At 66.2% G+C, this 23,224-nt stretch carries 25 protein-coding genes; 6 read left to right on the top strand and 19 right to left on the bottom strand.

From position 1 onward, the window contains the following. Positions 1 to 59: 59 nt before the first annotated feature. From BGO47_RS12470 to BGO47_RS12500, 7 genes are all read right to left on the bottom strand, one after another. Positions 60 to 800 (bottom strand): magnesium chelatase domain-containing protein, encoded by a 741-nt coding sequence (locus BGO47_RS12470; RefSeq protein WP_292712368.1) that lies wholly within the window; start codon positions 798 to 800, stop codon positions 60 to 62. After that, complete coding sequence (locus BGO47_RS12475) at positions 797 to 1,159, bottom strand: YraN family protein (protein ID WP_292712370.1); 363 nt, start codon at positions 1,157 to 1,159, stop codon at positions 797 to 799. The genes BGO47_RS12470 and BGO47_RS12475 overlap by 4 nt, the downstream gene beginning before the upstream one ends. 93 nt (positions 1,160 to 1,252) lie before the next feature. After that, on the bottom strand, positions 1,253 to 1,576 hold the full coding sequence (locus tag BGO47_RS12480) for a DUF2469 family protein (RefSeq protein ID WP_195691615.1): 324 nt from the start codon (positions 1,574 to 1,576) through the stop codon (positions 1,253 to 1,255). Between the two features lie 63 nt (positions 1,577 to 1,639). Then, complete coding sequence (locus tag BGO47_RS12485) at positions 1,640 to 2,308, bottom strand: ribonuclease HII (RefSeq protein ID WP_292712373.1); 669 nt, start codon at positions 2,306 to 2,308, stop codon at positions 1,640 to 1,642. Next, positions 2,305 to 3,072 (bottom strand): signal peptidase I, encoded by a 768-nt coding sequence (gene lepB, locus BGO47_RS12490; RefSeq protein WP_292712375.1) that lies wholly within the window; start codon positions 3,070 to 3,072, stop codon positions 2,305 to 2,307. The genes BGO47_RS12485 and lepB overlap by 4 nt, the downstream gene beginning before the upstream one ends. A gap of 144 nt (positions 3,073 to 3,216) precedes the next feature. Continuing rightward, positions 3,217 to 3,564 (bottom strand): 50S ribosomal protein L19, encoded by a 348-nt coding sequence (gene rplS / locus BGO47_RS12495; protein WP_228178152.1) that lies wholly within the window; start codon positions 3,562 to 3,564, stop codon positions 3,217 to 3,219. A 160-nt stretch (positions 3,565 to 3,724) separates the two neighbouring features. Then, a complete protein-coding gene (locus BGO47_RS12500; protein ID WP_292712377.1) occupies positions 3,725 to 4,216 on the bottom strand; it encodes an MFS transporter permease in 492 nt (163 codons plus the stop codon). Positions 4,217 to 4,329: 113 nt separating this feature from the next. Here BGO47_RS12500 and map point away from each other — a divergent pair, with 113 nt between their 5' ends. After that, positions 4,330 to 5,112, top strand: a complete 783-nt coding sequence (map, locus tag BGO47_RS12505; RefSeq protein WP_292712379.1) for a type I methionyl aminopeptidase — start codon at positions 4,330 to 4,332, stop codon at positions 5,110 to 5,112. A 20-nt stretch (positions 5,113 to 5,132) separates the two neighbouring features. On the opposite strand, the gene pyk is transcribed toward map, so the two are convergent. The 5 genes from pyk to rpsP all read right to left on the bottom strand — a co-directional run bounded on the left by pyk (position 5,133) and on the right by rpsP (position 8,688). Continuing rightward, entirely contained in the window at positions 5,133 to 6,554 is a 1,422-nt protein-coding gene (pyk, locus tag BGO47_RS12510; RefSeq protein ID WP_292712381.1) for a pyruvate kinase, read from the bottom strand. A gap of 127 nt (positions 6,555 to 6,681) precedes the next feature. Then, entirely contained in the window at positions 6,682 to 7,374 is a 693-nt protein-coding gene (trmD, locus tag BGO47_RS12515; RefSeq protein WP_292712383.1) for a tRNA (guanosine(37)-N1)-methyltransferase TrmD, read from the bottom strand. Position 7,375: 1 nt separating this feature from the next. Then, positions 7,376 to 8,020, bottom strand: a complete 645-nt coding sequence (gene rimM / locus BGO47_RS12520; protein WP_292712384.1) for a ribosome maturation factor RimM — start codon at positions 8,018 to 8,020, stop codon at positions 7,376 to 7,378. A gap of 1 nt (position 8,021) precedes the next feature. After that, a complete protein-coding gene (locus tag BGO47_RS12525; protein ID WP_228178146.1) occupies positions 8,022 to 8,252 on the bottom strand; it encodes an RNA-binding protein in 231 nt (76 codons plus the stop codon). Between the two features lie 4 nt (positions 8,253 to 8,256). Further along, positions 8,257 to 8,688, bottom strand: coding sequence for a 30S ribosomal protein S16 (gene rpsP / locus BGO47_RS12530; RefSeq protein WP_292712388.1), 432 nt, complete (start codon positions 8,686 to 8,688; stop codon positions 8,257 to 8,259). Positions 8,689 to 8,925: 237 nt separating this feature from the next. On the opposite strand from rpsP, the gene BGO47_RS12535 reads away from it, so the two are divergent. Both BGO47_RS12535 and BGO47_RS12540 read left to right on the top strand, forming a co-directional pair. Beyond that, positions 8,926 to 10,086 carry a glutamate--cysteine ligase gene (locus tag BGO47_RS12535; protein ID WP_292712390.1) on the top strand — a complete coding sequence of 387 codons (1,161 nt, stop codon included), beginning with the start codon at positions 8,926 to 8,928 and terminating at the stop codon, positions 10,084 to 10,086. Between the two features lie 16 nt (positions 10,087 to 10,102). Beyond that, positions 10,103 to 10,555, top strand: a complete 453-nt coding sequence (locus tag BGO47_RS12540; RefSeq protein ID WP_292712392.1) for a methyltransferase — start codon at positions 10,103 to 10,105, stop codon at positions 10,553 to 10,555. 10 nt (positions 10,556 to 10,565) lie between these two features. Here BGO47_RS12540 and BGO47_RS12545 read toward each other — a convergent pair whose 3' ends face one another. The 4 genes from BGO47_RS12545 to BGO47_RS12560 all read right to left on the bottom strand — a co-directional run bounded on the left by BGO47_RS12545 (position 10,566) and on the right by BGO47_RS12560 (position 15,785). Further along, a complete protein-coding gene (locus BGO47_RS12545) occupies positions 10,566 to 12,341 on the bottom strand; it encodes a glycosyltransferase (RefSeq protein WP_292712394.1) in 1,776 nt (591 codons plus the stop codon). Beyond that, positions 12,338 to 13,522: a hypothetical protein gene (locus tag BGO47_RS12550; protein ID WP_292712396.1), complete on the bottom strand. Its 1,185-nt coding sequence runs from the start codon at positions 13,520 to 13,522 to the stop codon at positions 12,338 to 12,340. Before BGO47_RS12550 ends, BGO47_RS12545 begins: the two co-directional genes overlap by 4 nt. 98 nt (positions 13,523 to 13,620) lie before the next feature. Then, positions 13,621 to 15,189, bottom strand: coding sequence for a signal recognition particle protein (ffh, locus tag BGO47_RS12555; RefSeq protein WP_292712397.1), 1,569 nt, complete (start codon positions 15,187 to 15,189; stop codon positions 13,621 to 13,623). A gap of 35 nt (positions 15,190 to 15,224) precedes the next feature. Further along, positions 15,225 to 15,785 carry a TetR/AcrR family transcriptional regulator gene (locus BGO47_RS12560; protein ID WP_292712399.1) on the bottom strand — a complete coding sequence of 187 codons (561 nt, stop codon included), beginning with the start codon at positions 15,783 to 15,785 and terminating at the stop codon, positions 15,225 to 15,227. A gap of 78 nt (positions 15,786 to 15,863) precedes the next feature. On the opposite strand from BGO47_RS12560, the gene lipB reads away from it, so the two are divergent. Continuing rightward, positions 15,864 to 16,502 carry a lipoyl(octanoyl) transferase LipB gene (lipB, locus tag BGO47_RS12565; RefSeq protein WP_292712401.1) on the top strand — a complete coding sequence of 213 codons (639 nt, stop codon included), beginning with the start codon at positions 15,864 to 15,866 and terminating at the stop codon, positions 16,500 to 16,502. Further along, a complete protein-coding gene (gene lipA / locus BGO47_RS12570) occupies positions 16,499 to 17,545 on the top strand; it encodes a lipoyl synthase (protein WP_292712403.1) in 1,047 nt (348 codons plus the stop codon). Before lipB ends, lipA begins: the two co-directional genes overlap by 4 nt. Before the next feature lie 16 nt (positions 17,546 to 17,561). Here the strand turns inward: lipA and BGO47_RS12575 are convergent, their stop codons facing one another. The 3 genes from BGO47_RS12575 to smc are packed head-to-tail and all read right to left on the bottom strand — an operon-like array spanning position 17,562 to position 22,513. Then, positions 17,562 to 18,062, bottom strand: coding sequence for a DUF2004 domain-containing protein (locus BGO47_RS12575; RefSeq protein WP_292712405.1), 501 nt, complete (start codon positions 18,060 to 18,062; stop codon positions 17,562 to 17,564). Positions 18,063 to 18,118: 56 nt separating this feature from the next. Then, entirely contained in the window at positions 18,119 to 18,991 is an 873-nt protein-coding gene (gene ftsY, locus BGO47_RS12580) for a signal recognition particle-docking protein FtsY (RefSeq protein WP_292712407.1), read from the bottom strand. Between the two features lie 15 nt (positions 18,992 to 19,006). Then, the gene (gene smc, locus BGO47_RS12585; RefSeq protein WP_292712409.1) at positions 19,007 to 22,513 is read right to left on the bottom strand and encodes a chromosome segregation protein SMC; all 3,507 of its coding nucleotides are present in this window, start codon (positions 22,511 to 22,513) and stop codon (positions 19,007 to 19,009) included. Between the two features lie 460 nt (positions 22,514 to 22,973). On the opposite strand from smc, the gene BGO47_RS12590 reads away from it, so the two are divergent. After that, on the top strand, positions 22,974 to 23,216 hold the full coding sequence (locus BGO47_RS12590; RefSeq protein ID WP_292712411.1) for a hypothetical protein: 243 nt from the start codon (positions 22,974 to 22,976) through the stop codon (positions 23,214 to 23,216). The last annotated feature ends 8 nt before the right edge of the window (positions 23,217 to 23,224 follow it).

Raw genomic sequence — 23,224 nt, forward strand, 5'->3', positions numbered from 1 at the left:
TGGAAACAAGCCCTCGAACAACTCGCACTCGCCTACCCCGACCGCATCACCCCCTACCTCTAACCACCAACACCAACCCGCTTACACAGAAGACTTGACAAGCCCGCGAGCATCGTTTTTCCAGCCCCCGGTGGACCGGTCATGAGCAGATGGTGGCCACCGGCAGCCGCGACAAGGAGAGCGGCGACGGCGTCATCCTGGCCGACCACGTCGGACAGATCCAGCGTCTCCCCCGCTGCATCGCTGCCAGCAAACGAGTCGACGGGGTCCGCCTCGGGGAGCCGCGCATCGATCCCGTGGCGTGAGAGCACATCGCCGAGACTCGTCGCACCTACCACCGTGACTCCAGGAACGAGCGCCGCCTCATCTTCATTCGCTCGCGGCACGACAACGGTTGTGAGGCCTGCGCGAGCTGCAGCCATGACGGCGGGAAGGATGCCGGGAACGGGACGCAATCTGCCATCGAGACCGAGTTCGCCGATATGCGCAGTGCGTATGAGCGCATCAGCAGACAGCGGCAGCTGTGTACCCAGGGCAGCGACAGCGATCGCAAGATCGAACCCTGAGCCGTGTTTCGGGAGGTTCGCGGGCGAGAGGTTGACCGTCAGGCGCCTGCTCGGAAGCGGCACATCGCTATTGGCGCAGGCGTTCCGTACGCGCTGAGATGACTCTCCGAGCGCCCGGTCGGCAAGTCCGATGATGCGAAAGTCGGGAAGCTGATCGGAAAGATCGGCTTCGACTTCGACGGCGACCCCTTCGATTCCCACCAGCGAGATTGCCCAGGTTCGGGCCAGGCTCATGCGAGGTCTCGCAGGTGCTCGATCTGCAGCGGCGCTGTGGGGTCGCCGGTGATCGCGAGCCCGTCGACACGCACGGGGCGGCCGCCGACCACATCCCGGCGGGCGGCGCGCCACTCTCGCGCCAGCTGGTGCAGCCGATGGAGCTTACGCGCGTCGATCGCCTCGAACGGATGCCCGAAGGCGGCAGACCGTCGCGTCTTGACCTCGACGATCGCGACAGTTGCAGCATCGGCGACCACCAGGTCGATTTCACCCGCGCGGCAGCGCCAGTTGCGGTCGAGGATCTCGAAGCCGCGAGCCCGAAAGTAAGCCTCAGCGGCGTCTTCACCCGCTCTGCCGAGTTCGTCTTTGCGTGCCATTCCTCCAGCGTCGCCGCACACCGATCGGCAACCCGAAGATCACGGGGAAAAGCGAAAAAGCTCGGGCGCCAGCGCCCTGGGGAGGAACGACGCTCAGCTGTCGAGCGTGAGCTCGTCGGGCAGCTGGAAGTCGCCGCGCTGGAGCTCCTCGACGTTGACGTCCTTGAAGGTGAGCACGCGCACGGACTTCACGAAGCGATCGGCGCGGTAGATGTCCCACACCCAGACGTCGTTCATCGTGATCTCGAAGTAGAAGTCGTGCTCCGTGTCCCGGCGAACGACATTCACGTCATTGGCGAGGTAGAAGCGTCGCTCCGTCTCGATCACGTACTGGAACTGGTGTACGACATCCCGGTACTCGCGATACAGCGCCAGTTCCAGTTCGCGGTCGTAGTCCTCGAAGACCTCGTCATCCATGGTGCTTTCATCCTAGTTCCCGGCATGCGGCAAGCGACCACGGCAGTCGCCGACAGACGAGGCTCAGAAGAGCGTCGGAGCGCCGGCGAAGGCCCAAGACACCCGATGGTGGTCGCTCACCCCGTGTTCGAGAATCGCGGCACGGTGCTCGGAACTCGCGTAGCCCTTGTTCCGGACCCACTGATAGGCGGGCAGATCGCCGTGGAGGCCCACCATCAGTTCGTCTCGCGCGACCTTGGCGATGACGGATGCCGCGGCCGCGCCGGCGCAGTCACGGTCGGCCTTGATCACGGGGCGGACTGTCACGCGGGGCCCGGCAGCCCGCGAAATGTAGTCGTGGTTCCCGTCAAGAATGACGATCGCGCGCGACATGTCCACGCCGTGGGCGGTGAGCTCCGCCAGCGCGCGCCGGGCCGCGAGCCCCAGCGCGGGAAGGATGCCGATCTCGTCGATCTCGGCCGAGCTGGCCCACCCCACAGCGCTGTCGACGACCCAGCCCGCAGCGCGCCGAGCCAGCTCCGCGCGGCGCGCCTCGGGGACTAGCTTCGAATCACGCAGACCCTCGGGAACCCGACGGCGCGAGAGCGCGGCATCCGTAACGGTGGCTCCCACGGCGACCGGGCCAGCGAGCGCACCGCGACCGACCTCGTCGCACGAGATGACGAGGTCGTACTCGCGCAACAACTGCCGCTCCAGGGTGAGGCGCGGGACCGTTCGCGACGACGTGGTCACTGCTCGTCGGTTCCTTCGCCCGCGGGAACGCCGGCGAACACCTCGCTATGCGGGTCCAGTAGTCCCCAGCGGGGTATCGGCCACGTGGTCACGAATGCCCGACCGACGACGTTCTCGATCGGCACGAACCCGGCGCCCGGCTGGTCCTGGTTGAATCGCGAGTCCCTCGAGTGGTCTCGGTTGTCACCGAGAACCCACAGGCTCCCGTCGGGAACGATGACATCGAACGGCACGGGGTTCGGCGCGGTTTGGCCCGGATCGAGCTTGACGTAGGCCGACTCGTCGATCGGAACGCCGTTGATCGTGATCTGACCGAGAGCGTTGCAGCACACGACGTGGTCGCCCGGAACCCCGATGACCCGTTTGATGAGATGGTCCTCGGAATCCGAGACCGAGAGGCCGACGAGAGTGAGGAGCCAGTCGATGCCCTCGACGAAGGGAGACTGGGCCGGTCGCACACTCGGGGGAAGCCACCCACCCGGATCCTGGAACACCACGATGTCACCGCGCTGGTACCCGTTCCATCGCGGTGTCAGCTCGTCGACAAGGATGCGGTCGTCGATCTGAAGCGTGTCCTCCATGGACCCCGACGGGATGTAGAACGAGCGAACCAGGAACGTCTTCACCAGCGCCGAAACGACGACGGCGATCAGGATGATGACGAGCACGTCCCGCAGGAAAACCCAACCGCCGCGCCTGCCGCCCTGTCGACGCCGCTGTGCCCGTGTTTCGGGTTCCGCGGGTGCCTCAGCGTCGGAAGTCATGAAGCGATCCAATCCGTCCGACGTGATACCGGACGCTCAGATAAGGGTGTCACACGATGGGCTCCCAGAGTGTCGTGCAACACCCAGGGAAGACACGTGTGCCCCGGGACCGAAGCACCGGGGCACACGTGGAGAGGCGCAGACTCAGTTGTCGCGCTTCTCCTTGATCTTGGCCTTCTTGCCGCGCAGCTCGCGCAGGTAATAGAGCTTTGCGCGACGCACGTCACCGCGGGTGACGAGCTCGATCTTGTCGATGATCGGGCTGTGCACCGGGAAGGTACGCTCGACGCCCACCTGGAAGCTGATCTTGCGGACGGTGAAGGTCTCGCGCACGCCGTCGCCGGAGCGACCCAGCACGACGCCCTGGAAGACCTGCACGCGCGAACGGCTTCCTTCGACGATGTTCACGTGCACCTTGACGGTGTCGCCGGGGCCGAACGCGGGGATGTCGCTGCGCAGGGAAGCTGCGTCGACGATATCGAGGGTCTGCATGATCGCTACTCTCTGCGGCCGCCACAGGTCGGTCGCGGGTGGATAGAAAAGGATGAGGCGTGCCGAACCGCGGTCATGACCGGCGGCGGATTCCCCTGAGGCAGAATCCGTCAAGGCACAAACAGCTATTCTGCCACGACAGCGGCCGCGAACAAAACCGTCAGGGACGCGGCTGCTGCTCCGTGATGATGATCACCTCGGGCGCCTCACGGCGCGGCGGAGTCGACGGCGACGGCGGGATGTACGACACTCCGGACGCACTGCGGAGCGTTGAAAGGCCTGGACGCGCTTCACGCCACAGCTGCCACAGCATGAGCCAGAACAGCGACAGGCCGACAGCGACCGTCAGCAAGAAGACGGGGAACCACCACGCGGCGACGAAAAAGCCCAACGCGATCGTCAGGGCGTGCCACACCGTGAAGCCCGCGACATCCCACCACGACACTGCTCGCGCAGCCCGAGCCGTCGGCCGCGCGCGGACCAAGAGCGTGAGCACCAGCTGGCCGATGAGCACCGAGGGAATGGCCATGAGCAGAACCCAGAGCAGCGCCCACGCGCCGGCGTTGAAAGCGATCCAGCCGACGAAGAGCCAGAGCGGCAGCACGAACGCGGCGGGGATCATCCAGCCGTAGTACGCGCGTCGCAGCCACATGCTTCGATGCTACGCCCGGCCCATGCCACCGGTGGCCGAGGCGCGCGATGCGAGGCATCCTCACAGCCGATCGATAGTGGATCGGACAGAATGGATCGGTCGAGAGGAAACTGATGATCGAGCTGCGCACCCCTGCCGAGATTGAGGCGATGAGACCGGCTGGTCGCTTCGTCGCCGAAGTGCTCGCGACCCTGCGCGATCAGACGCGCGTCGGAACGAACCTGCTCGACATCGACCGCCGAGCGCACGAGATGATCCGCAAAGTCGGCGCCGAGTCGTGCTACATCGACTACCACCCCTCCTTCGGTGCGAGCCCGTTCGGCAAGGTCATCTGCACGTCGATCAATGACGCCGTGCTCCACGGGCTCCCCTTCGACTACGCCATCCGAGACGGTGACCTCGTGACCCTCGATTTCGCCGTCTCCGTCGACGGCTGGGTCGCCGACTCGGCAGTGTCTTTCGTGGTGGGAACCCCGCGTGCCGAGGACCTCGCGCTGATCGATACGACCGAGCGCGCGTTGGATGCCGCGATCGGCGCAGCGGTCGTCGGTAACCGCATCGGTGACATCTCGGCCGCGGTCGCGGCTGTCGCGCACGGCGAGGGCCTCTCGATCAACACGGACTTCGGCGGTCATGGTGTCGGTCGCGAGATGCACGGGGACCCGCACGTGCCCAACGACGGCAAGCCCGGCCGGGGCTACCCCCTGCGGGCGGGGCTCGTGCTGGCGCTCGAACCCTGGTTCCTGCAGTCGACGGACCAGCTGCGAACGGATGCCGACGGCTGGACGCTCCGCAGCGCTGACGGCTCGCGCGGGGCTCACTCCGAGCACACGATCGCCATCACCGAGGACGGCCCCGTCATCCTCACCGACCGGAGCTTCCTCGGGGTCAGCTGAACCTGCTGCTCGCGTCGCGCTCAGGACCCGTCCGAGGCGCCGACACGATGCACGCGCACGTTGTTGGTCGACCCCGGCGTTCCCGGGGGCGCGCCTGCGGTCATGATCACGACGTCGCCGGGCGCAGCTCGACCGGCCTCGATGAGCACCCGGTCGAGAAGCTCGATGAGCCCGTCGGTCGAGGTGGCCCGGGGCACGAGGAACGGCTCCACGCCCCAGCTGAGCGCGAGGCGTGATCGGGTACCCGGCAAATCGGTGAACGCGAGGATCGGCACGCGGTGGCGCAGCCGCGCCATCCGGCGGGCCGAGTCGCCCGACTGACTGAACACACACACGAACTTCGCATCGACAAAGTCGGCGATCGTGGCGGCAGCGAGGGTCAGCGCCCCGCCCTGCGTCCGTGGCTTCGTCCCGAGCTGAGGCACGCGTTCGAGTCCGGTCTCCTCGGTTGATCTGACGATTCGAGCCATCGTCTCGACCACCGTGACGGGATGCGAGCCGACGCTCGTCTCGCCAGAGAGCATGACCGCGTCAGCACCGTCGAGAACGGCATTGGCGACGTCCGAGGTCTCAGCGCGGGTCGGCACGGGATTCTCGATCATCGACTCGAGCATCTGGGTCGCGACGATCACCGGCTTCGCCCAGCGTCGTGCCAGTTCGATCGCCCGCTTCTGCACGATCGGCACGGTCTCCAGCGGCAGCTCGACGCCGAGATCGCCACGCGCGATCATGACGCCGTCGAACGCGTCGATGATCTCCTGTAGGTGTTCGACAGCCTCCGGCTTCTCGATCTTGGCGATGATCGGGACGCGGCGATCCTCCTCGGCCATGATGATCCGGGCCCGCTGCGCGTCCTTGGGCGAGCGCACGAACGAGAGCGCGATCATGTCGACGCCGAGGGTGAGCGCCCAGCGCAGATCGGCTTCGTCCTTCGCGCTGAGTGCTGGGGCACTGACTGCCACCCCGGGAAGATTGATGCCTTTGTTGTTCGAGACCGCTCCCCCGACCACCACCTCGGTGCGCACCCGGATGCCGTCGGTATCGAGCACGCGCAGTCGAACCTTGCCGTCATCGATGAGCAGCGTGTCACCGGCGACGACGTCGGAGGCAAGCTGCGGGAACGTCGTTCCACAGATCTCTCGCGTACCCTCGACGTCCTCGGTGGTGATCGTGAAGATGTCGCCGGGCTCGAGCTGGTGCGGGCCGTCTGTAAAACGTCCGAGCCGGATCTTCGGACCCTGCAGATCCGCGAGGATGCCGACCGGTCGCCCCGTGGAGTCGGCGGCTCGACGCACGTTGGCGTACGACTGCTCGTGAACGTCCCACTCGCCGTGGCTCATGTTGAGCCGAGCGACATCCATCCCCGCGCGAACGAGGGCCTCGATCTGGTCGTATGACGATGTCGCAGGTCCCAGGGTGGCGACGATCTTGGCGCGGCGCATGGCAATGATCCCTTCGGCGGGTGACGGACCCTCAGTCTGTCGCGCAGAGCACGCCGGCGGGTTTCTCGCATGTGACAAGTCGGTGACCAGCGATCTGTCCAGGCGGGGTCACCTCAGCGGTGCATCCTCATTCCGGCAGCAGATCGGGGCGGCGCGCACGAGTTCGCTCGAGCTGCTGCTGCGCACGCCACTGGGCGATAGCTCCGTGGTTTCCGCTGAGCAGGATGTCGGGCACCGCGCGATCCCGCCAGACGGCGGGCTTCGTGTAGGACGGGTACTCCAGAAGCCCGTCTTCGTGAGACTCCTCGACGATGCTCGCCGGGTTGCCCACCATCCCGGGAACAAGGCGTCCGATGGCTTCGATCATCGCCATAGCGGCCACCTCGCCGCCGTTGAGGACGTAGTCGCCGAGGCTGATGAGACGAACAGAGCCGCGCGCGGCGGCATCCTCGAAGACCCGCTCGTCGATCCCCTCATACCGGCCGCAGCCGAAGACGAGGTGCTCGTGGAGAGCGAGCTCGCGGGCGGTGGACTGGCGGAAGAGTTCTCCCGCCGGCGACGGGAAGATGATGGTCGGCCGGGCCTCGGCGTCGACGGGAGCGAGCTCGTCCAGCGCCTCGCCCCACGGCTCCGGCTTCATGACCATGCCGGCGCCGCCACCGTAGGGCGTGTCATCGACAGTGCGGTGACGGTCATGCGTCCACTGACGCAAATCGTGAACGCGCACGTCCAGCAGTCCCCGTTCGCGGGCCTTGCCGATCAGCGATACCTCGAGGACGTCGAAGAACGCGGGGAAGATCGTGACGACGTCGATCCGCACGTCAGTTCCCGTCGGTGTCGGCAGCCGCGTCTTCGGGCGAACCGTCGGAGGATGCCGCCGGTTCGGGATCCTCGTCGACGAGGTCTTCGAACAGGCCCGCCGGTGGCGTGACGACGACGTAACCCGCGGCGGGATCGACCACCGGCACGATCGCCTTGACGAAAGGCACGAGCACCTCGCGATCAGCGTCGGCGCGGACGATCAACAGGTCCTGCGCCGGCAGGTGCTCGACCCGGATCACGCGGCCGACCGAGGCGCCATCACGGCGAACGTCCAGGCCGACGAGTTGATGATCGAACCAGGCATCCTCTTCCTCGGATGCCGCGTCAGCTGCCTCATCGACCCAGAGGATGGCACGCACGAGGCTTTCGGCGGCTGTCCGATCGTCGACCCCCTCGAAGAAGGCGACCGGGTGGGAGTTCATCCAGCGGAACTCCCGAACGGTCAACGGCTTGCCGTGCCAGGGCGAGGTGTCGGGAACCTGGAGGGTGAACGTCGCTCCCGGGACGAACCGGCCGTCCGGATTGTCGGTGTACAGCTCAAGCTTCAGCGCACCCTTCAGGCCGTGCGCCTTCACGAGGCGTCCGACCCGCAGCTGAGTTCCTGCCGAAGGGGGCGGCGCGGGGCGCCCGTCCGAATCGACCACCTCAGTCGTCCGCGACGTCAACCCGCACGCGGCGCCCGTCGGCCAGTGCCGAGATCAGGGTGCGGATTGCTTTGGCCGTGCGACCGCCGCGACCGATGACGCGTCCTCGGTCGTCGGGGTGCACGTGCACCTCGAGCACCTCACCGCGTGAGGACTCCGACGAAAGGATACGCACGTCATCCGGGTTGTCGACGATCCCCTTGACGACGTGTTCGAGCGCGGCGGCGAGCACGGACTCAGGCTTCTGCGGTCTCGGCCGACTCAGCGGCCTCGGGTGCAGCGTCGGCGTCGGCCGCGGGGGCCTCCTCAGCCTTCTTCTCAGCCTTGGGCTTGACGACCGACTGCTTGGAGGTCTCGACCTCGAAGACAGGCTTTGCCTCGGCGGTCTTCAACGTGGAGACAGCGTTCTTGTCACCCTTGAAGGTCCCCCAGTCGCCGGTGATCTTGAGGATGGCGCGCACCTGCTCGGTCGGCTGGGCGCCGACGCTCAGCCAGTACTGGGCACGAGCAGAGTCGACCTCGATGAACGAGGGCTCCTCGGTCGGGTGGTACTTGCCGATCTCTTCGATGACGCGTCCGTCGCGCTTGGTGCGCGAGTCTGCGACGACGATGCGGTAGTACGGGGCACGGATCTTACCGAGCCGCTTGAGGCGGATCTTGACAGCCACGATTCTCCTGTGTGGTGGATTCGAACGAACTGATCGCCTGGAGCGTGGGGTGCACACCCGGCGGAAGCTCAAAGGGGGCGGATGCGCTGGATAGAGGGTCGAGCGCGGTCCGACCCTCTATTCTGCCAGATCCGACCGGATGCCGAGAACCGACGACGCGCAGGTGCCCTCGAGGGGTACTCGTCGCACCGTGTCGCAATCGGGTCAGAGAGTGTCGGTGCATGCCAAACTGACGCCATGACGCTCGGCTTTGCGACATCCGCTCGCTCCTCCGTCGGCCTGGAGTGGGAGCTCATGCTCGCCGACCGCAGCACGGGTGACCTTGCCGGCCGGGCTCCCGAGGTCCTCGATGAACTCGCGCCCACGATTGAGCTCGAGCGTTTTTCGCTCACAAGCGAACTGCTCACCAACACGGTGGAGGTGACCAGCGGGATCGGGTCGACCGTGGCCGAAGCAGCCGAAGACATGGTGGACGGCATCCGCGCCCTGCGGACAGCGACCGAGCCGCGAGACCTCGACCTGCTGTGCGCCGGCTCCCATCCGTTCGCGCAATGGTATGACCAGGAGGTCACCAACAAGACGCGATACCAGGCACTCATCGAGCGAACCCAGTGGTGGGGTCGGAACATGATGATCTGGGGCATCCATATCCATGTGGGTGTCGAGGACGTCAACAAGGTCATGCCACTCATCCGTGCCCTGTCGACCTATCTCCCCCACCTTCAGGCGCTATCGGCGTCGAGTCCCTTCTGGGCAGGAGACCGAACCGGCTATGCCTCGAACCGGGCGCTCGTCTTCCAGCAGCTCCCCACCGCGGGCCTGCCGTGGCTGCTCGATGACTGGGAGAGCTTCGAGGCGTACCTGGGTGACATGGTGAGCACCGGCGTCATGGCCGACGCGACCGAGGTCCGGTGGGACATCCGACCCGCACCGCGCTGGGGAACGATCGAGGTGCGCGCCTGCGACGGGATGTCGACCCTGCCCGAGCTTGCAGCGGTCGCCGCCCTCGTCCAGGTGTTGGTGGAGCACTTCTCGCGGCGACTGGACGACGGGGAGGACCTGCCCGGGATCCAGCCCTGGTTCATCAGGGAGAACAAGTGGCGCGCTGCCAGGTACGGCCTGGATGCCGAGATCATCGTCGACCGTCAGGGAACACTTGCGCCCGTTCGCCAGCATCTGCGCGAGGTCCTCGACGATCTCGCCGAGATCTCCGTCGAGCTCAAGTGCGCCAAAGAATTCGCCGGAGTCGAGCAGATCCTCGCCAGCGGAGCGAGCTACGAGCGGCAACTGCGGGTCGCGGACGAGAACGGTGGCGACCTGCGAGCGGTAGTGCGACACCTTGTGACGGAGTTCCGTGACGGGCCGACCCTGCGCGACCATCTGAACGCCCTGCGTTAGGCAGCAGACTGTGACTGTGCGTCATCGCTCCGACTGGCTCGTTTTCGCGCAGTTCGTGCTGCTCGCTCTTCTCCTCCTGCCGGGCGAACCGCTCTGGGGCGCTCCGTGGCTCACCGTCGCTGCCGTGGCGGTCGGTGTCGTCGGAGTTGCTCTGGCCATCGCGGGGATCGCCGCTCTCGGGCGCGACATCGTGCCTTGGGTAGCGCCGAAAGACGATGCCTCTCTCCGTACCGACGGCGTCTTCCGGTTCACGCGCAATCCCGTCTACCTCGGCATCCTTGTCGGCTCCCTGGGCTGGGTCGCGTGGCGGGGCCGCGTCGAGCTCCTCCTTGTGTGGGCGTTGCTTGCCGCGGTCCTTGTCACGAAGGCGCACGTCGAGCAGAGGTTCCTCCTCGAGGCGTTCGGCGATGACTATCGGCAGTACGCGAGGCGCACTCCCCTGATTCTCTGGGGCCGCGGCATCCGGTGAGCCCGCGCGATCACCACGACATCCGGCGTTGACGCTCACCGGCGCTGCGCTCCTCCCGCTCCTCCGGGGTGAGTTCGACCTCCGACTCTTCGTCGGCGGATGGCTCCTCGGGCGGCACCGGATCGGGATGCCCCGCGGGGCCGGCGTGTGGCGCAGCGAACCGGGACGTGCCGTGCTCGGTCTTCTCCCAGTAGTGCGGCCTGGTGACCAGCTGCCACAGAGCCTTGTACGCGGCAATCGAGTGCAGGATCCAGAACAGGGGCTTCAGGAGAGCCCACGGCACGAGTCCGAAAAGCCCCCGCTTGTACGGCCCCATCATGTTCATGTAGATCAGCAGGGAGTAGCCGAGCAGGAAGTTCAGGGCGCTCAATACGATCACGATCGGCGGAACCTCGACCGGAACGACGTAGAACGGCAACGCAAGGGCGAGCACGAGCAGGATCGCGAACGGGATCACGCTCAGGAACGTGAAGGGTGTGCCGGCGATCAGGAGCGCGAACGCAGCGAACCGGCGGAGGCCGATCCGGCGGATCAGCGCTATGGGCTGCCGCGAGTGGACCAGGGCCGTCTGCATATATCCCTTGATCCACCGGCTGCGTTGTTTGATGAACTGCGGAATGCGCGAGGTCGCCTCCTCCATCGTCGTGGCATCGACGACACCAACGCGGTAGCCGAGCGCACTGGCGCGGATGCCGAGGTCGGCGTCCTCGGTGACGTTGTAGGGGTCCCATCCTCCGAGGCGCCGCAGCGCCGTCATCCGGAAGTGGTTCGATGTCCCCCCGAGCGGGATGGGGAGGTCCGAGTCTTCGAGGCCCATGAGCATGTAGTCGAACCATGCCCCGTACTCGAGGGTGAACAGGCGGGTGAGGGCGTTCTCGCGGGCGTTGAAGTAGTTGAGCGACGCCTGAACGACGGCCGTCGATTCGTCGGTGCGCGAGAACACGATGACCGCCTTCTTCAGCTGGTCGGGTTCAGGCGCATCTTCGGCATCGAAGATCACGAGGAACTCGCCACGCGCCAGCTCGAGGCCGACGTTGCACGCGCGTGGCTTGGTCTGTGGCACTCCGGCAGGTATGGGCACGACGATGAAGTGCTCCGGGACTGCTGAGCGGGCGATCGCCGCCCGGGTCGCGTCATCGCCCTCTTCGACGAGGATCAGCACCTCGAGGCGGTCACGCGGATAGTCCAGACGCCCGAGATTCGTCATGAGCTGGGCGACGACCTTCTCTTCGCGAAAGACCGGCACCAACACGGTGTAGAACGGCAGCTCGTCCTCCTCGAGCATCGCCAGCTCGAACCGCGACACCTTGTTCACCAGGTCGTAGCGGGATCCCCGGAAGGCGACGACGAACTTGAAGAGGACGCTCGCCAGGAAGAAGAGATTGATGGCGGCGAGGATCACGACAAGTGTCACTCCGGTCAGCAGGACTGCACCGAGCACCGCGACGCTGGCCACAATCGCGAAACCGATCACCTGGCCGCGCGAGAGTACGGTGCGCGCCGAACGCACCGGATTCGCGTTGGCGAGCCCATCTGCCGCCTCGGCAGCGAACTCTGCCGCGAACACCTCGATCACGGCGTCGACGATGAACTGCTGACTTACCGGCACGACTTCGATCGGCGCCCCGAGATCGTCTGAGATCGCTTCCTCCTGCGTGGGGTTCAGCTCGCGGGACGCGCCGACCAGAATCGTGCCGTCCTCGCCGGCCGCGAGCGGAATCCATCCCTCGCGGGCGTAGACCGCGCGAAACCCGACATCCAGGAGGCTCACATCGATGTCTGTCATCCGTTGCCCCCGCTGGGCGAAGTGATACCGAACCCGGTGAAGACGACCGACCACTCCTGGGCTTCGGGAAGTCGCGAGGCGACAACCCACCCGACGATGCCGACGAGAACCGAACACATCACGACGATCGCCGCGTGCTGCGCCGGCGACTCGGTCGGCAGGATGGCGACCGAAATATGCACGAGCAGATAGGCGAGTGCTGCAGCAGCGATCAGCGGCGAACCCACCAGAACGCCGGCCAGAGCACCCACCGCGATCAGCAGCATCATGACTCCCGAGCGCGCGAAGCCGAAGACGCCGGCGGTGATCGCGACGACGAGCACGGGAGCCAGGTACAGCACGAGCGGCTCGCTGAGCGGATCCGAGACCAGCGCCTCGATCGCGCGGGCGGCACTTGTCGTGTCGGTACGGAGGAAGGTCAGCGGGCCGGAGCCGATGATCACGCCGGCAAGGGCAAGCGCGACGGTGACGGCAACAGTCGGAAACGCGACGATTACCGCGTTGGCAGCGCGCGCCTGTGGGCGGGAATGGATGAGCAGAGTTCCCACGATCGCGACGGTGAGGACGAGAGGAATGGCCCGCACATCGGTCATCGCCGCTGCCCCGAGCAGCAGCCCCGCACGAAACCCCGCCTGGGTGTTGGCGAGATTCTCAAAACGCACGATGTCGATGAGCCCGAAGCCGAAGAGGACGACAGCGCCGAACATCGTGATGTCGGTTGCAGAGAGCAGCACGAAGACCGGCGAGATCAGCAGAGAGACCAGCACGACGAGGCGAATGATGCCGTGCAGCCCGCGGCGGAACATCGCCTGATCAAGGCCCTGAAGGAAGAAGCCTCCGAGCAGTGCCCCGGCGAGGGCGAGGAGCAACTCCGAGGGAAGGACCACGGCCGGCAGTGTGCCCAGCGGCGGCGAGAAGGTCGTGAGGAGCTGCCCGAAATCCGCTGCACCTGCGCCGTCGCGGACACGGGCTAGGAGCGACTGATTGGCAGTGTCGTGCCACGGCTCGGGAGCCAGCAGCGCGTAGCGCACGACGACGATGACCAGAGGGAGAGCGAGGATGCCGCGCATTGTCCAGCGCAGCCACGTGCGCCGAGGATAGGGCGGCAGGACACCTGCGGGACTCTCCAGGAAGCGCGGCACATCGCGATCGAACAGGTGCTGGCCGCTGAGCACGGACATTCTCGGTTCCGCTCGCCGATGAAGACAGATGACGTGCGGATTGTAGCGAAAGCGCCGGCCCGTGGCGAGGCGTCAACGCCGCGATGTCAGCGCGGGCGTCAGTTCTTGCCGAGCATCTTCTGGAGCTCGGCAAGATCAGCCTCGCTCGGCGCCTGCGATCCGCCGCCCAGTCCGAAGCCCGAGCCGGTCGGCGTTGCATTCTGCGTCGTGAGCCCGGCGTTCTCGGCGGCACGCTTTGCGGGATTACCCGAGCGAGAACCCTGACGCGCCTTCTGTGCCTTGGATTGCTTGCCGCGCTTAGCCGATGCACCGGGCCGACCGCCCCCGGGGACCGGACCCATACCGGGGATGTTGGGAACACCGCCGCGCGCGACGGTCTTCATCATCTTCGCCGCCTGGTCGAACCGCTGCACCAGCTGATTGACATCGGTGACTGTCATCCCCGAGCCGCGCGCGATACGCAGGCGCCGCGATCCGTTCAGAATCTTCGGGTTGCGCCGCTCCCCCGGGGTCATCGACCGGATGATGGCCTCGGTGCGGTCGATCTCGCGCTCGTCGAAGTCGTCGAGCTGCTGCTTCATCTGCCCCATGCCCGGGAGCATCCCGAGCATCTTCTTCATCGAGCCCATCTTCTTGAGCTGCTGCATCTGCTCAAGGAAGTCTTCGAGCGTGAACTGCTCCGTCGCGAGCTTCTCGGCCATCTTGGCCGCCTCGGCCTCGTCGAAGGCGCTCTGAGCCTGTTCGATGAGGGTGAGGATGTCGCCGAGGTCCAGAATGCGGCTTGCCATCCGGTCGGGGTGGAACGGCTCGACGTCATCAAGCCCTTCGCCAGTGGACGCGAAGATGATGGGACGGCCGGTGACGGATGCAACGGACAGTGCCGCACCGCCGCGCGAGTCACCGTCGAGCTTCGAAAGCACGACCCCCGTGAAGTCGACGCCCTCCTGGAACGCCTTCGCCGTGTTCACGGCGTCCTGACCGGTCAGTGCGTCGATGACGAAGAGCACCTCGTCGGGGTCAGTCGCCTTCCGGATGTCGGCAGCCTGCTTCATGAGTTCGGCATCCACACCGAGCCGGCCGGCGGTGTCGATGATCACGATGTCGTGCTGCTTCTGCTTCGCGTACTCGACGCCGTCTTTGGCGACTTTGACGGGGTTTCCGACGCCGTTGCCCGGCTCGGGTGCGTAGATCGCGGCTCCGGCCCGCTCGGCGACGACCTGGAGCTGGTTCACGGCGTTCGGGCGCTGGAGGTCACACGCGACAAGAAGCGGCGTGTGCCCATCCTTCTCGAGCATCCTCGCGAGCTTTCCCGCGAACGTCGTCTTTCCCGATCCCTGCAGGCCCGCCAGCATGATGACAGTCGGGGCCGTCTTGGCGAACTGCAGTCGCCGCTGCTGTCCACCGAGGATGCCGATGAGCTCCTCGTTGACAATCTGCACAACCTGCTGGGCAGGGTTGAGGGCGCGATTGACCTCGTCACCGAGCGCGCGTTCGCGCACCTTCGCGGTGAACTCCTTCACCACAGGCAGTGCGACGTCGGCATCGAGCAGCGCGCGCCGGATCTCACGGACGGTCCCGTCGACATCCGCGGGCGTGAGCTTGCCCTTGGTACGGAGGTTGCGGAAGGTTTCGGTAAGGCGATCCGAGAGCGTGCCAAAGGTTGCCATGATCGTCCGATTCTACGTGAGGGTGCCCTGCGGGATCAGCGAAGTACGCCCAGAGCGCGACCGAGCAGATCGTCGAGCCGCTCACGCCCCGCACCGGCGAGCGCCCAGGCGCGCAGCGCAGCGATGACAGCCCCCGCATAGGCAGCTGCATGTACTTCGGCTGCGAGCGCCTCCTCCCCCGTGCGGCGCAGGTAGGGACTGATCGCAGCGGCAATGCGCCACTGGCGCGTCGCCATCTCCTGCGTGAGCTCGGGAACGATCCCCATGGCGTCCGAGTTCACGAGCGCGAGCGCCAGTGCATCGGGGGTGAACCGCGAGAAGGCCTCACGCACGGCATCCGCCACGACCGCGGCCGGCTGCGATGACGGGCACGCAGCGGCGAGGAACGCGTCCAAGAACCCGATCCTCTCGTCCAGGCCCGACCAGAAGACTTCGGACTTCGACTCGAAGTAGTTGAAGAAGCTCGAACGGCTCACTCCAACCCGGCGAGCGATGTGTGCGACAGTCGTGCGCTCGTATCCCTGTTCGAGAAATAGTTCGCACGCCGCTTCAGCGATCAACTCCCGCGATACCGCGTGTGGTCGTCCTCCCGACATGGAGGAAGGGTACACGCTCGGTGTTGCCAGGATCCGGCGTATTGTTAGACGGAGTCCAATAACACGCCGGAGGCTTTCGTGATCGATGTCGTGGTGGCGGGTCTGTCTCCCGCGACGGTGCCATATCTGGACGGCTGGGAGATGCAACGCCGCATCCATCGCGAGGTCGTCGCAGGTTCTCGCCCCGACACGCTCATCCTGCTCGAACACGACCCGGTCTACACGGCGGGCAAGCGTACGCAGGCGCACGAACGACCCACCGATGGGACGCCGGTGATCGACGTAGACCGCGGCGGCAAGATCACCTGGCACGGCCCAGGGCAGCTCGTCGGTTATCCGATCCTGCGACTTGCCGATCCGATCGATGTCGTCGCTCACGTGAGGCGTCTGGAGCGGCTGCTCATCTCCGTCCTCTCTCAGCACGGCGTCGAGGGGTACCAGGTCGAGGGCCGCAGTGGTGTCTGGGTTCGCAGACCCCTGTCCGTAGACAAGGTCGCGGCCATCGGGGTGCGGGTGGAGAAGGGCGTGACGATGCACGGCTTCGCGATCAACTGCGACAACACGCTCGCAGGTTTCCGCGGGATCATCCCCTGCGGGATCACGGATGCCGGCGTCACGACCGTGAGCGAGGTTACCGGCGCGTCGGTGGCCCCGGCAGACATTCTGGCCACCGTCGTCGAACAGTTCGAGCGAGAGTATGCGGAGGTTGCGGCATGAGTGCGTGCGGGACAGGATCGACCGGCGATGGAGCCCTCAGCGGAGCGCAGACCGCCCCGGAGGGCAGAAAACTCCTGCGACTCGAGATCCGCAACGCGCAGACGCCCATCGAGCGCAAGCCCGAGTGGATTCGCACGAAAGCCAAGATGGGCCCGGAGTACACCCAGCTGCAGCATCTGGTGAAAGACGAGGGTCTTCACACGGTGTGCCAAGAGGCTGGCTGCCCGAACATCTATGAGTGCTGGGAAGACCGCGAGGCGACCTTCCTCATCGGTGGATCCCAGTGCACGCGCCGCTGCGACTTCTGCCAGATCGACACGGGCAAGCCCGCGGCCTACGACACCGACGAACCGCGACGGGTTGCCGAGAGCGTGCAGCGCATGCAGCTGCGCTACGCAACGGTCACGTGCGTCGCCCGCGACGATCTTCCCGATGGAGGCGCCTGGCTCAACGCCGAGACCGTGCGGCAGATTCACGCCGTGAACCCCGGTACCGGTGTCGAACTGCTCGCGACCGACTTCAACGGCGAGCCCACCCTTCTCGACGAGGTGTTCGCGGCGCGCCCGGAGGTCTTCGCTCACAACGTCGAGACGGTGCCGCGGATCTTCAAGCGCATCCGCCCAGCGTTCCGCTACGAGCGCTCGCTCGACGTGCTCACACAGGCTCGGGTGGCGGGGCTGATCACCAAGTCGAACCTGATCCTCGGGATGGGTGAGGAGCCCGAAGAGGTCGTGCAGGCCCTTCACGATCTCCACGAAGCGGGAACCGACATCATCACGATCACGCAGTACCTGCGACCGTCCCCGCGCCATCTTCCGGTCGCGCGCTGGGTCAAGCCCGACGAGTTCGTGGCCTTCAAGGAGGAAGCTGAGCGGATCGGATTCCTCGGGGTACTGGCGGGGCCGCTCGTGCGTTCGTCCTACCGGGCCGGCAGACTGTGGGCACAGTCGATGCTCTCGAAGGGACGGCAGATCCCCGAGAACCTCTCCCATCTCGCCGATGACATCGCGCGGGAGGGCCTGAGCTTCGCTCAAGCCGTGTGAATCGGGCGGTCGCGAGTCAGTCCGCGCTCGTGACCGAGAGAACGGTGCCGTCCGAGGCGATGTTCACGAGGAGCACGTCGTCCGTGGCGTCCGGATCGAGTGCGTACTCGAGCACGGCAAAGGGATCGGATCCGCCGTGCTCATCGGCGAGGATCGTCATGCTCATCAGTTGCAGGGCACGGATGACGTCGATGTGGGTGTCTCCCGAAACGTCGACAAGGAACGACTCCAACTCCTCGCCCAGTATTTCCTGCTGCTGCAGGATGTACTCGGTCACCTCGCTCGTGCGCTCGCTCAGCTGCGACACCATCGCCTCGCGAGCGATCCGATCGATCGTCTCGAGAGAAGAGATGAGACTTGCGGCAACGTCGAGCGCGGCCGGCGAGACGTCGTCTTGGTCGGGCGCAGTCAGATCGACGGTGACCGACTGATCTGCGAACTCCACGTTCTCAGACCAGAAAATCGAACCGTCGGGGCCAGATTCCAGCAGGCCGAAGAAGTCGTGCTCGATCGCCATATCCCCATGAAACCAGCCTCAGGGGCAGACCGATAGTCCTAGCGCCCGGCGCGGCGTCAATCGACGAGCGCAGCAGCGAAGACGTGCGGGGTGAACCCGGTGAGATCGCCGATTCCTTCGCCCTGCCCGAGGAGTTTGACGGGAATCCCGGTGCGCTCCTGCACGGCGAGCACGAAGCCGCCCTTTGCTGAGCCGTCGAGCTTCGTGAGAACGAGACCGGTGACGCCGGCGTGCTCCAGGAACGCCTCGGCCTGCACGACGCCGTTCTGGCCCGTTGTCGCATCGAGGACGAGGAGGACCTCGCTGATCGGCGCCTGCTTCTCGATTACCCGGCGGATCTTGCCGAGCTCATCCATCAGGCCACCCTTGGTGTGCAGGCGCCCTGCTGTGTCGACAAGGACGATCTCGGTGCCGGTGTTCTTCGCGTACTCGATCGTCTGATACGCCACGGATGCCGGGTCTTGCCCCTCGTGCTGCGGGCGGACGATGTGCGCGCCTCCGCGCTCAGCCCACGTCGCGAGCTGGTCGACGGCTGCCGCACGGAAGGTGTCGGCGGCGCCCACCACAACGCTGCGCTGGTAGCGGCGCAAGAAATTCGCAAACTTGCCGATCGTCGTGGTCTTTCCCACGCCGTTGACCCCGACCACGAGCACCACGGCGGGGCGCTCGGTGAGCTTGAGCGTGGTGTCGAACTTCGCGAAGTGCTCCTCGAGCGTTTCTTTGAGCATCCGCTGCAGGTCACGCGGATCGGTGGTGCGGTACCGGTCGACCTTCTCGCGAAGCTCATCCACGATGCGCTCGGTGATGTCGGGACCGAAGTCGGCAGTCAGAAGCGCCGTCTCGAGGTCCTCCCACGTCGTCTCATCGATCGTGGGCTTGACGAACATGCCGCGAAGCGCTCGTCCGAGCGACCAGGATGATTCGGCCATATCTCCAGCCTAGGGTCAGCTGGCTGCGCGATCGGCGATCCGCTGCCCGACGACCGCGGACACACCATCCTGTCGCATCGAGACGCCATACAGCGCATCGGCGATCTCCATCGTTCGCTTCTGGTGGGTGATGACGATCAGCTGGCTGCTGCCCCGCAGCTGCTCGAACACACCGAGGAGGCGACCGAGGTTCGCGTCATCGAGGGCAGCCTCCACCTCGTCGAGGATGTAGAACGGGCTCGGCCTCGCCTTGAAGATCGCCGTCAGCAGCGCCACCGCAGCCAGCGATCGCTCGCCACCGGACAGCAGCGAGAGCCGTTCGATCTTCTTCCCGACCGGTCGCACCGCAACCTCGATTCCCGTGGTCAACGGGTTGTCGGGATCGGTCAAGCTCAGGCTTCCAGACCCCCCGGGGAACAGGACGGGGAAGACCTCGTCGAAAGCGATGCGTGTGTCCTCGAATGCCGCGAGGAAGATCGTCTGCATCCGCTCGTCGAGGTCGTCGATGATCGTCACGAGGTCTTTGCGCGTGCTCGTGAGGTCGGCGAGCTGCTCGGTGAGGAACGTATGCCGCTGCTCAAGCGCAGCGAACTCCTCGAGCGCAAGCGGATTCACCCGACCCAATTGGGCGAGTTTGCGCTCAGCATCCTGGAGTCGCTTGCGCTGACTCGCGCGGTCGAAAGCCACCGACTCCTCGCCCTCATCGGCGGGAATCGGCTGATCGGGACCATATTCGGAAATCAGAATGTCTTCCTCAAGACTCAGTTCCGATCGTGCCCGGTCGAGAATGCTCGTGACGTGCAGGCGCTTCTCGTGCATCTGCAGCTCGAGCCCATGAACGCTCTCGGTCAGTCCCGCCAGTCGCTCCCTCACCGCCGCCTCGTCGGCGCGGACTGCCGACAACTCCGACGTCACGGCTGAGCGCGCAGACTCTGCCTCGGCGAGTTCGAGACGCGCCGCCGAGACCGACCGGTCGACCGAGTCGAGCACGGCAGGCAGGGTTGCGGCGACGTCGGCGGCCACCTGGCGTTGGCGTCGACGGATGACCGCACGACGAGCTGCTTCGGCTGCGGCCGCGGCCTCACGTTCACGCTGGCGCTCGAGCTGCTGCACACGTGCCTGCCCGGCACGAACACGCTCGCGGAGCGTTTCGACCTCCAGTCGCGCCCGCATCTCGTGCTCTCGTGCTCCCTCGAGCGCCTCGAGTAGCCCGTCGCGCGCAGAGGCGTCCAGGATGGGGCGTGGCGCCTCAAGCGCGTGCTGCAATTGTGTCTGCGCCGATGCGGCGGCAGCGGCTGCGTCGTCCCGCGCGGTCTGCGCCTGCGCGAGCCCTGCCTCCAGTCGCTCGCACTCCGCGCTGGCAGCCTCCAGCTGCACTGTGGCGCGGTTGACGTGCTCCGCGTGCGCGGCCACTGCCGCATCGTGCTCGCGCAACCGTGTCAGCGCAGCACTGGTGTACCGTTTGGCTTCTTCGGACGCGGCCCGCGCATCGGCGAGCGCTTCGCGTAGGGAGTCGGCCACCACGACGAGTTCATCGCGACGCTCGGCAGCGGCATCCCGTTCGGCCAGAAGCTCGAGGCGCGATCGTGAGGCTCCGGCACCGGCGCGCAGCGAGGAGCCGGTGAACACCTCTCCGGCTCGGGTGACAACGGTGATCGTGCGAGGGTCGGCAACGACCGACGACGCGCTCCTGCGAACCGCGTCGAGGTCATCCGCGATGAGGACGCGCGCCAGAAGCGCCAGCACGCCGGCGGGACCCGTGACGACATCCGCGGCGGGGCGCAGCGGATCGAGACCTGACAGATCGTCGCCTGTCCCGGCGACCTCACCGATGACGAAATCGACCACTCCACGATCGGCATCACGCACGCGCTCGGCGAGCGCGAAGCCATCCTCGAGACTGTCCACCAGCACACCCTCGGCACGGGGACCGAGCACCGCGGCAATGGCAGCCTCGTAGCCGGGCGTGATCTGGATGGCGTCGCCGACGAGGCTCCGAACTCCGGGTGCGCCCTCGGCGATCAGGTCGGCAGAGGCGTTCTTGACGCCCAGCGCACGCGTCAGCGCGGTGGTCTGGGCTGTGAGCGCTTCGATCTCGCGCTCGGTGCCGTGAAGGCGGTCACGCAACTCCGAGACCCGGGTCTCGGCATCCGTCGCCCGGCGGCCAGCCTCGTCGTATTCAGCGGCGTACTGCGCTGTGCTGCCCTCGGGAACAAGCTCGGGATCGACCCCGGCAAGTTCGGCTGCTGCGGACTCACGGCGGGCCGTCGCCGCGTCCAGCGCGCGCTGCTGGCGCGCCAGGGCGTCGTCGATGGCCGCGAGTGCAGATTCTGCCGCGTCCGCGGATCCCCGCAGCGCGGTGAGCTTCATCTCATGCTGCGAAACCAACGCGCTCTGCTCAGCGATGTCGACGTCCAGCGCATCCAGTTCGGCGCGAGCCCGCATGACATCCCGGGCAGCATCGGATGCCGCATCCTCGGCTTCCAGGAGCCCTGCAGACACCTCGTCGATCTCAGCCCGCGCGTCATCGATCATCGCGCTCGTGACGGTACGAACTGCCGCACTGTCGTCGTCGGCCGATTCTCCGAGCAGCGTCAGCCGCTGCCCGGCGAGCGAATACAGTCCGCGCAGGCGCTCCTGCACGCGCTCGAGCGAGAACAGCACTCGCCGCGCACCGTCGACAGCCTCGGACCGCTGTTCCGACTCGAGCTGCGCGATCCGGATCCGCAGCTGGTCCGAGCGGTCCTGCAGCACGAGGCGTTCGGCATGGCGCTCGTGCTCGGCGCGCATGTGGTCAGCCAGTTCCGCGCGCAGACCGACGAGTTCATCGGCGATCAGGCGAGCCTTCGCGTCACGCACAACGGCGGCGATCGTGGCAGCTTCCCGGGCAATCTCGGCCTGACGCCCCAGAGGCTTGAGCTGTCGGCGAAGCTCACCGGCAAGATCGCTCAGGCGTGTGAGGTTGGCTTCCATCGCCTCGAGCTTGCGAAGCGTCTTCTCTTTCCGGCGCCGATGCTTGAGGATGCCGGCGGCTTCTTCGATGAAGCCGCGCCGATCCTCGGGTGAAGCCTGCAGGACCGTGTCGAGGCGGCCTTGCCCCACGATGACGTGCATTTCACGGCCCAGGCCCGAATCACTCAGGAGCTCTTGCACGTCGAGCAGGCGGCATCCTTCGCCGTTGATCGCGTACTCGCTCGCTCCGTTGCGGAACAGCGTTCGACTGATCGTGACCTCGGAGTACTCGATCGGCAAGACACCGTCGCTGTTGTCGATCGTAAGCTGCACCTCGGCGCGACCCAGCGGCCCGCGCGTCGAGGTACCGGCGAAGATGACGTCTTCCATCTTTCCGCCGCGCAGGGTCTTGGCGCCCTGCTCCCCCATGACCCAGGCCAGCGCATCGACGACGTTGGACTTGCCAGAACCGTTGGGGCCGACAATTGCGGTGACCCCCGGTTCGAAAGCGAACGTGGTCGGCTGGGCGAACGACTTGAACCCCTTGAGCGTGACGCTCTTCAGGTGCATGCGCGTTCCTTCCCGACCTGTGGCGTATCGACCCCACGTCCGACCGTCGACCTACGGTACCCTGCTGCGACGCTTCCCCGAGGGAGCCAGGCCCAGGACGGGCGACACGCCCGGATGACCACGAATTCTGGGAGCTTGCTTGACGAAGACGGGTTCGACCCGCTAGCGTCTCAGATCGCGACACGTCACGAGAGGAGGACAGCCATGATGATTCGCACTGCAGTGTTTGGACACACCCCGTTGCGCGTGCCCATGGGACTGACCTCCCCGGGATTGCTCGCCGCTCCCACCGCCGCCTAAAGCGCGCTGGTTGAGCCACCGGACCTCATCGGTTCCGGTCACACGGACCCACCGTCCGTTCACTTCTCCGCATCTGCGCTGACCGTTACGTCAGACCACGGATGCCTCCCCGCTGCATGCCGGAAGAACACCGGCATCCGCAGCTGACCAAAGGTCTCTCATGTACACCACACTCGAGCCCGTCGAGGCTCTCACCACCCACCCCCAGGTCCGTCGACATCTGACGGTTGCCGAGCGCGCAAGTCTGCGGATCGCCGTCTGGGTTCTCACGCAGCACCTTCGTCGTGCGGCTTCCCGGGAACAGCGCGAGGTCGCACGCCTCCGCTACGAACAGGAGCGGGCACGCGAAGAGCGTGCGGCTCACGCCCTGCGCCTGGCTGCTTGGCACCTGAACGCCCGCTGATCGAAGGA

The organism is Microbacterium sp. 67-17 (assembly GCF_001898325.1).
GTDB lineage: Bacteria > Actinomycetota > Actinomycetes > Actinomycetales > Microbacteriaceae > Microbacterium > Microbacterium schleiferi.

Excerpts from the sequence above, each read along its gene's own strand:
- BGO47_RS12470 (WP_292712368.1), bottom strand. The coding sequence starts at position 800 with ATGAGCCTGGCCCGAACCTGGGCAATCTCGCTGGTGGGAATCGAAGGG.
- BGO47_RS12475 (WP_292712370.1), bottom strand. The coding sequence starts at position 1,159 with ATGGCACGCAAAGACGAACTCGGCAGAGCGGGTGAAGACGCCGCTGAG.
- BGO47_RS12480 (WP_195691615.1), bottom strand. The coding sequence starts at position 1,576 with ATGGATGACGAGGTCTTCGAGGACTACGACCGCGAACTGGAACTGGCG.
- lepB (WP_292712375.1), bottom strand. The coding sequence starts at position 3,072 with ATGACTTCCGACGCTGAGGCACCCGCGGAACCCGAAACACGGGCACAG.
- rplS (WP_228178152.1), bottom strand. The coding sequence starts at position 3,564 with ATGCAGACCCTCGATATCGTCGACGCAGCTTCCCTGCGCAGCGACATC.
- BGO47_RS12500 (WP_292712377.1), bottom strand. The coding sequence starts at position 4,216 with ATGTGGCTGCGACGCGCGTACTACGGCTGGATGATCCCCGCCGCGTTC.
- map (WP_292712379.1), top strand. The coding sequence starts at position 4,330 with ATGATCGAGCTGCGCACCCCTGCCGAGATTGAGGCGATGAGACCGGCT.
- pyk (WP_292712381.1), bottom strand. The coding sequence starts at position 6,554 with ATGCGCCGCGCCAAGATCGTCGCCACCCTGGGACCTGCGACATCGTCA.
- BGO47_RS12535 (WP_292712390.1), top strand. The coding sequence starts at position 8,926 with ATGACGCTCGGCTTTGCGACATCCGCTCGCTCCTCCGTCGGCCTGGAG.
- BGO47_RS12545 (WP_292712394.1), bottom strand. The coding sequence starts at position 12,341 with ATGACAGACATCGATGTGAGCCTCCTGGATGTCGGGTTTCGCGCGGTC.
- BGO47_RS12550 (WP_292712396.1), bottom strand. The coding sequence starts at position 13,522 with ATGTCCGTGCTCAGCGGCCAGCACCTGTTCGATCGCGATGTGCCGCGC.
- ffh (WP_292712397.1), bottom strand. The coding sequence starts at position 15,189 with ATGGCAACCTTTGGCACGCTCTCGGATCGCCTTACCGAAACCTTCCGC.
- BGO47_RS12560 (WP_292712399.1), bottom strand. The coding sequence starts at position 15,785 with ATGTCGGGAGGACGACCACACGCGGTATCGCGGGAGTTGATCGCTGAA.
- lipA (WP_292712403.1), top strand. The coding sequence starts at position 16,499 with ATGAGTGCGTGCGGGACAGGATCGACCGGCGATGGAGCCCTCAGCGGA.
- BGO47_RS12575 (WP_292712405.1), bottom strand. The coding sequence starts at position 18,062 with ATGGCGATCGAGCACGACTTCTTCGGCCTGCTGGAATCTGGCCCCGAC.
- ftsY (WP_292712407.1), bottom strand. The coding sequence starts at position 18,991 with ATGGCCGAATCATCCTGGTCGCTCGGACGAGCGCTTCGCGGCATGTTC.
- smc (WP_292712409.1), bottom strand. The coding sequence starts at position 22,513 with ATGCACCTGAAGAGCGTCACGCTCAAGGGGTTCAAGTCGTTCGCCCAG.
- BGO47_RS12590 (WP_292712411.1), top strand. The coding sequence starts at position 22,974 with ATGTACACCACACTCGAGCCCGTCGAGGCTCTCACCACCCACCCCCAG.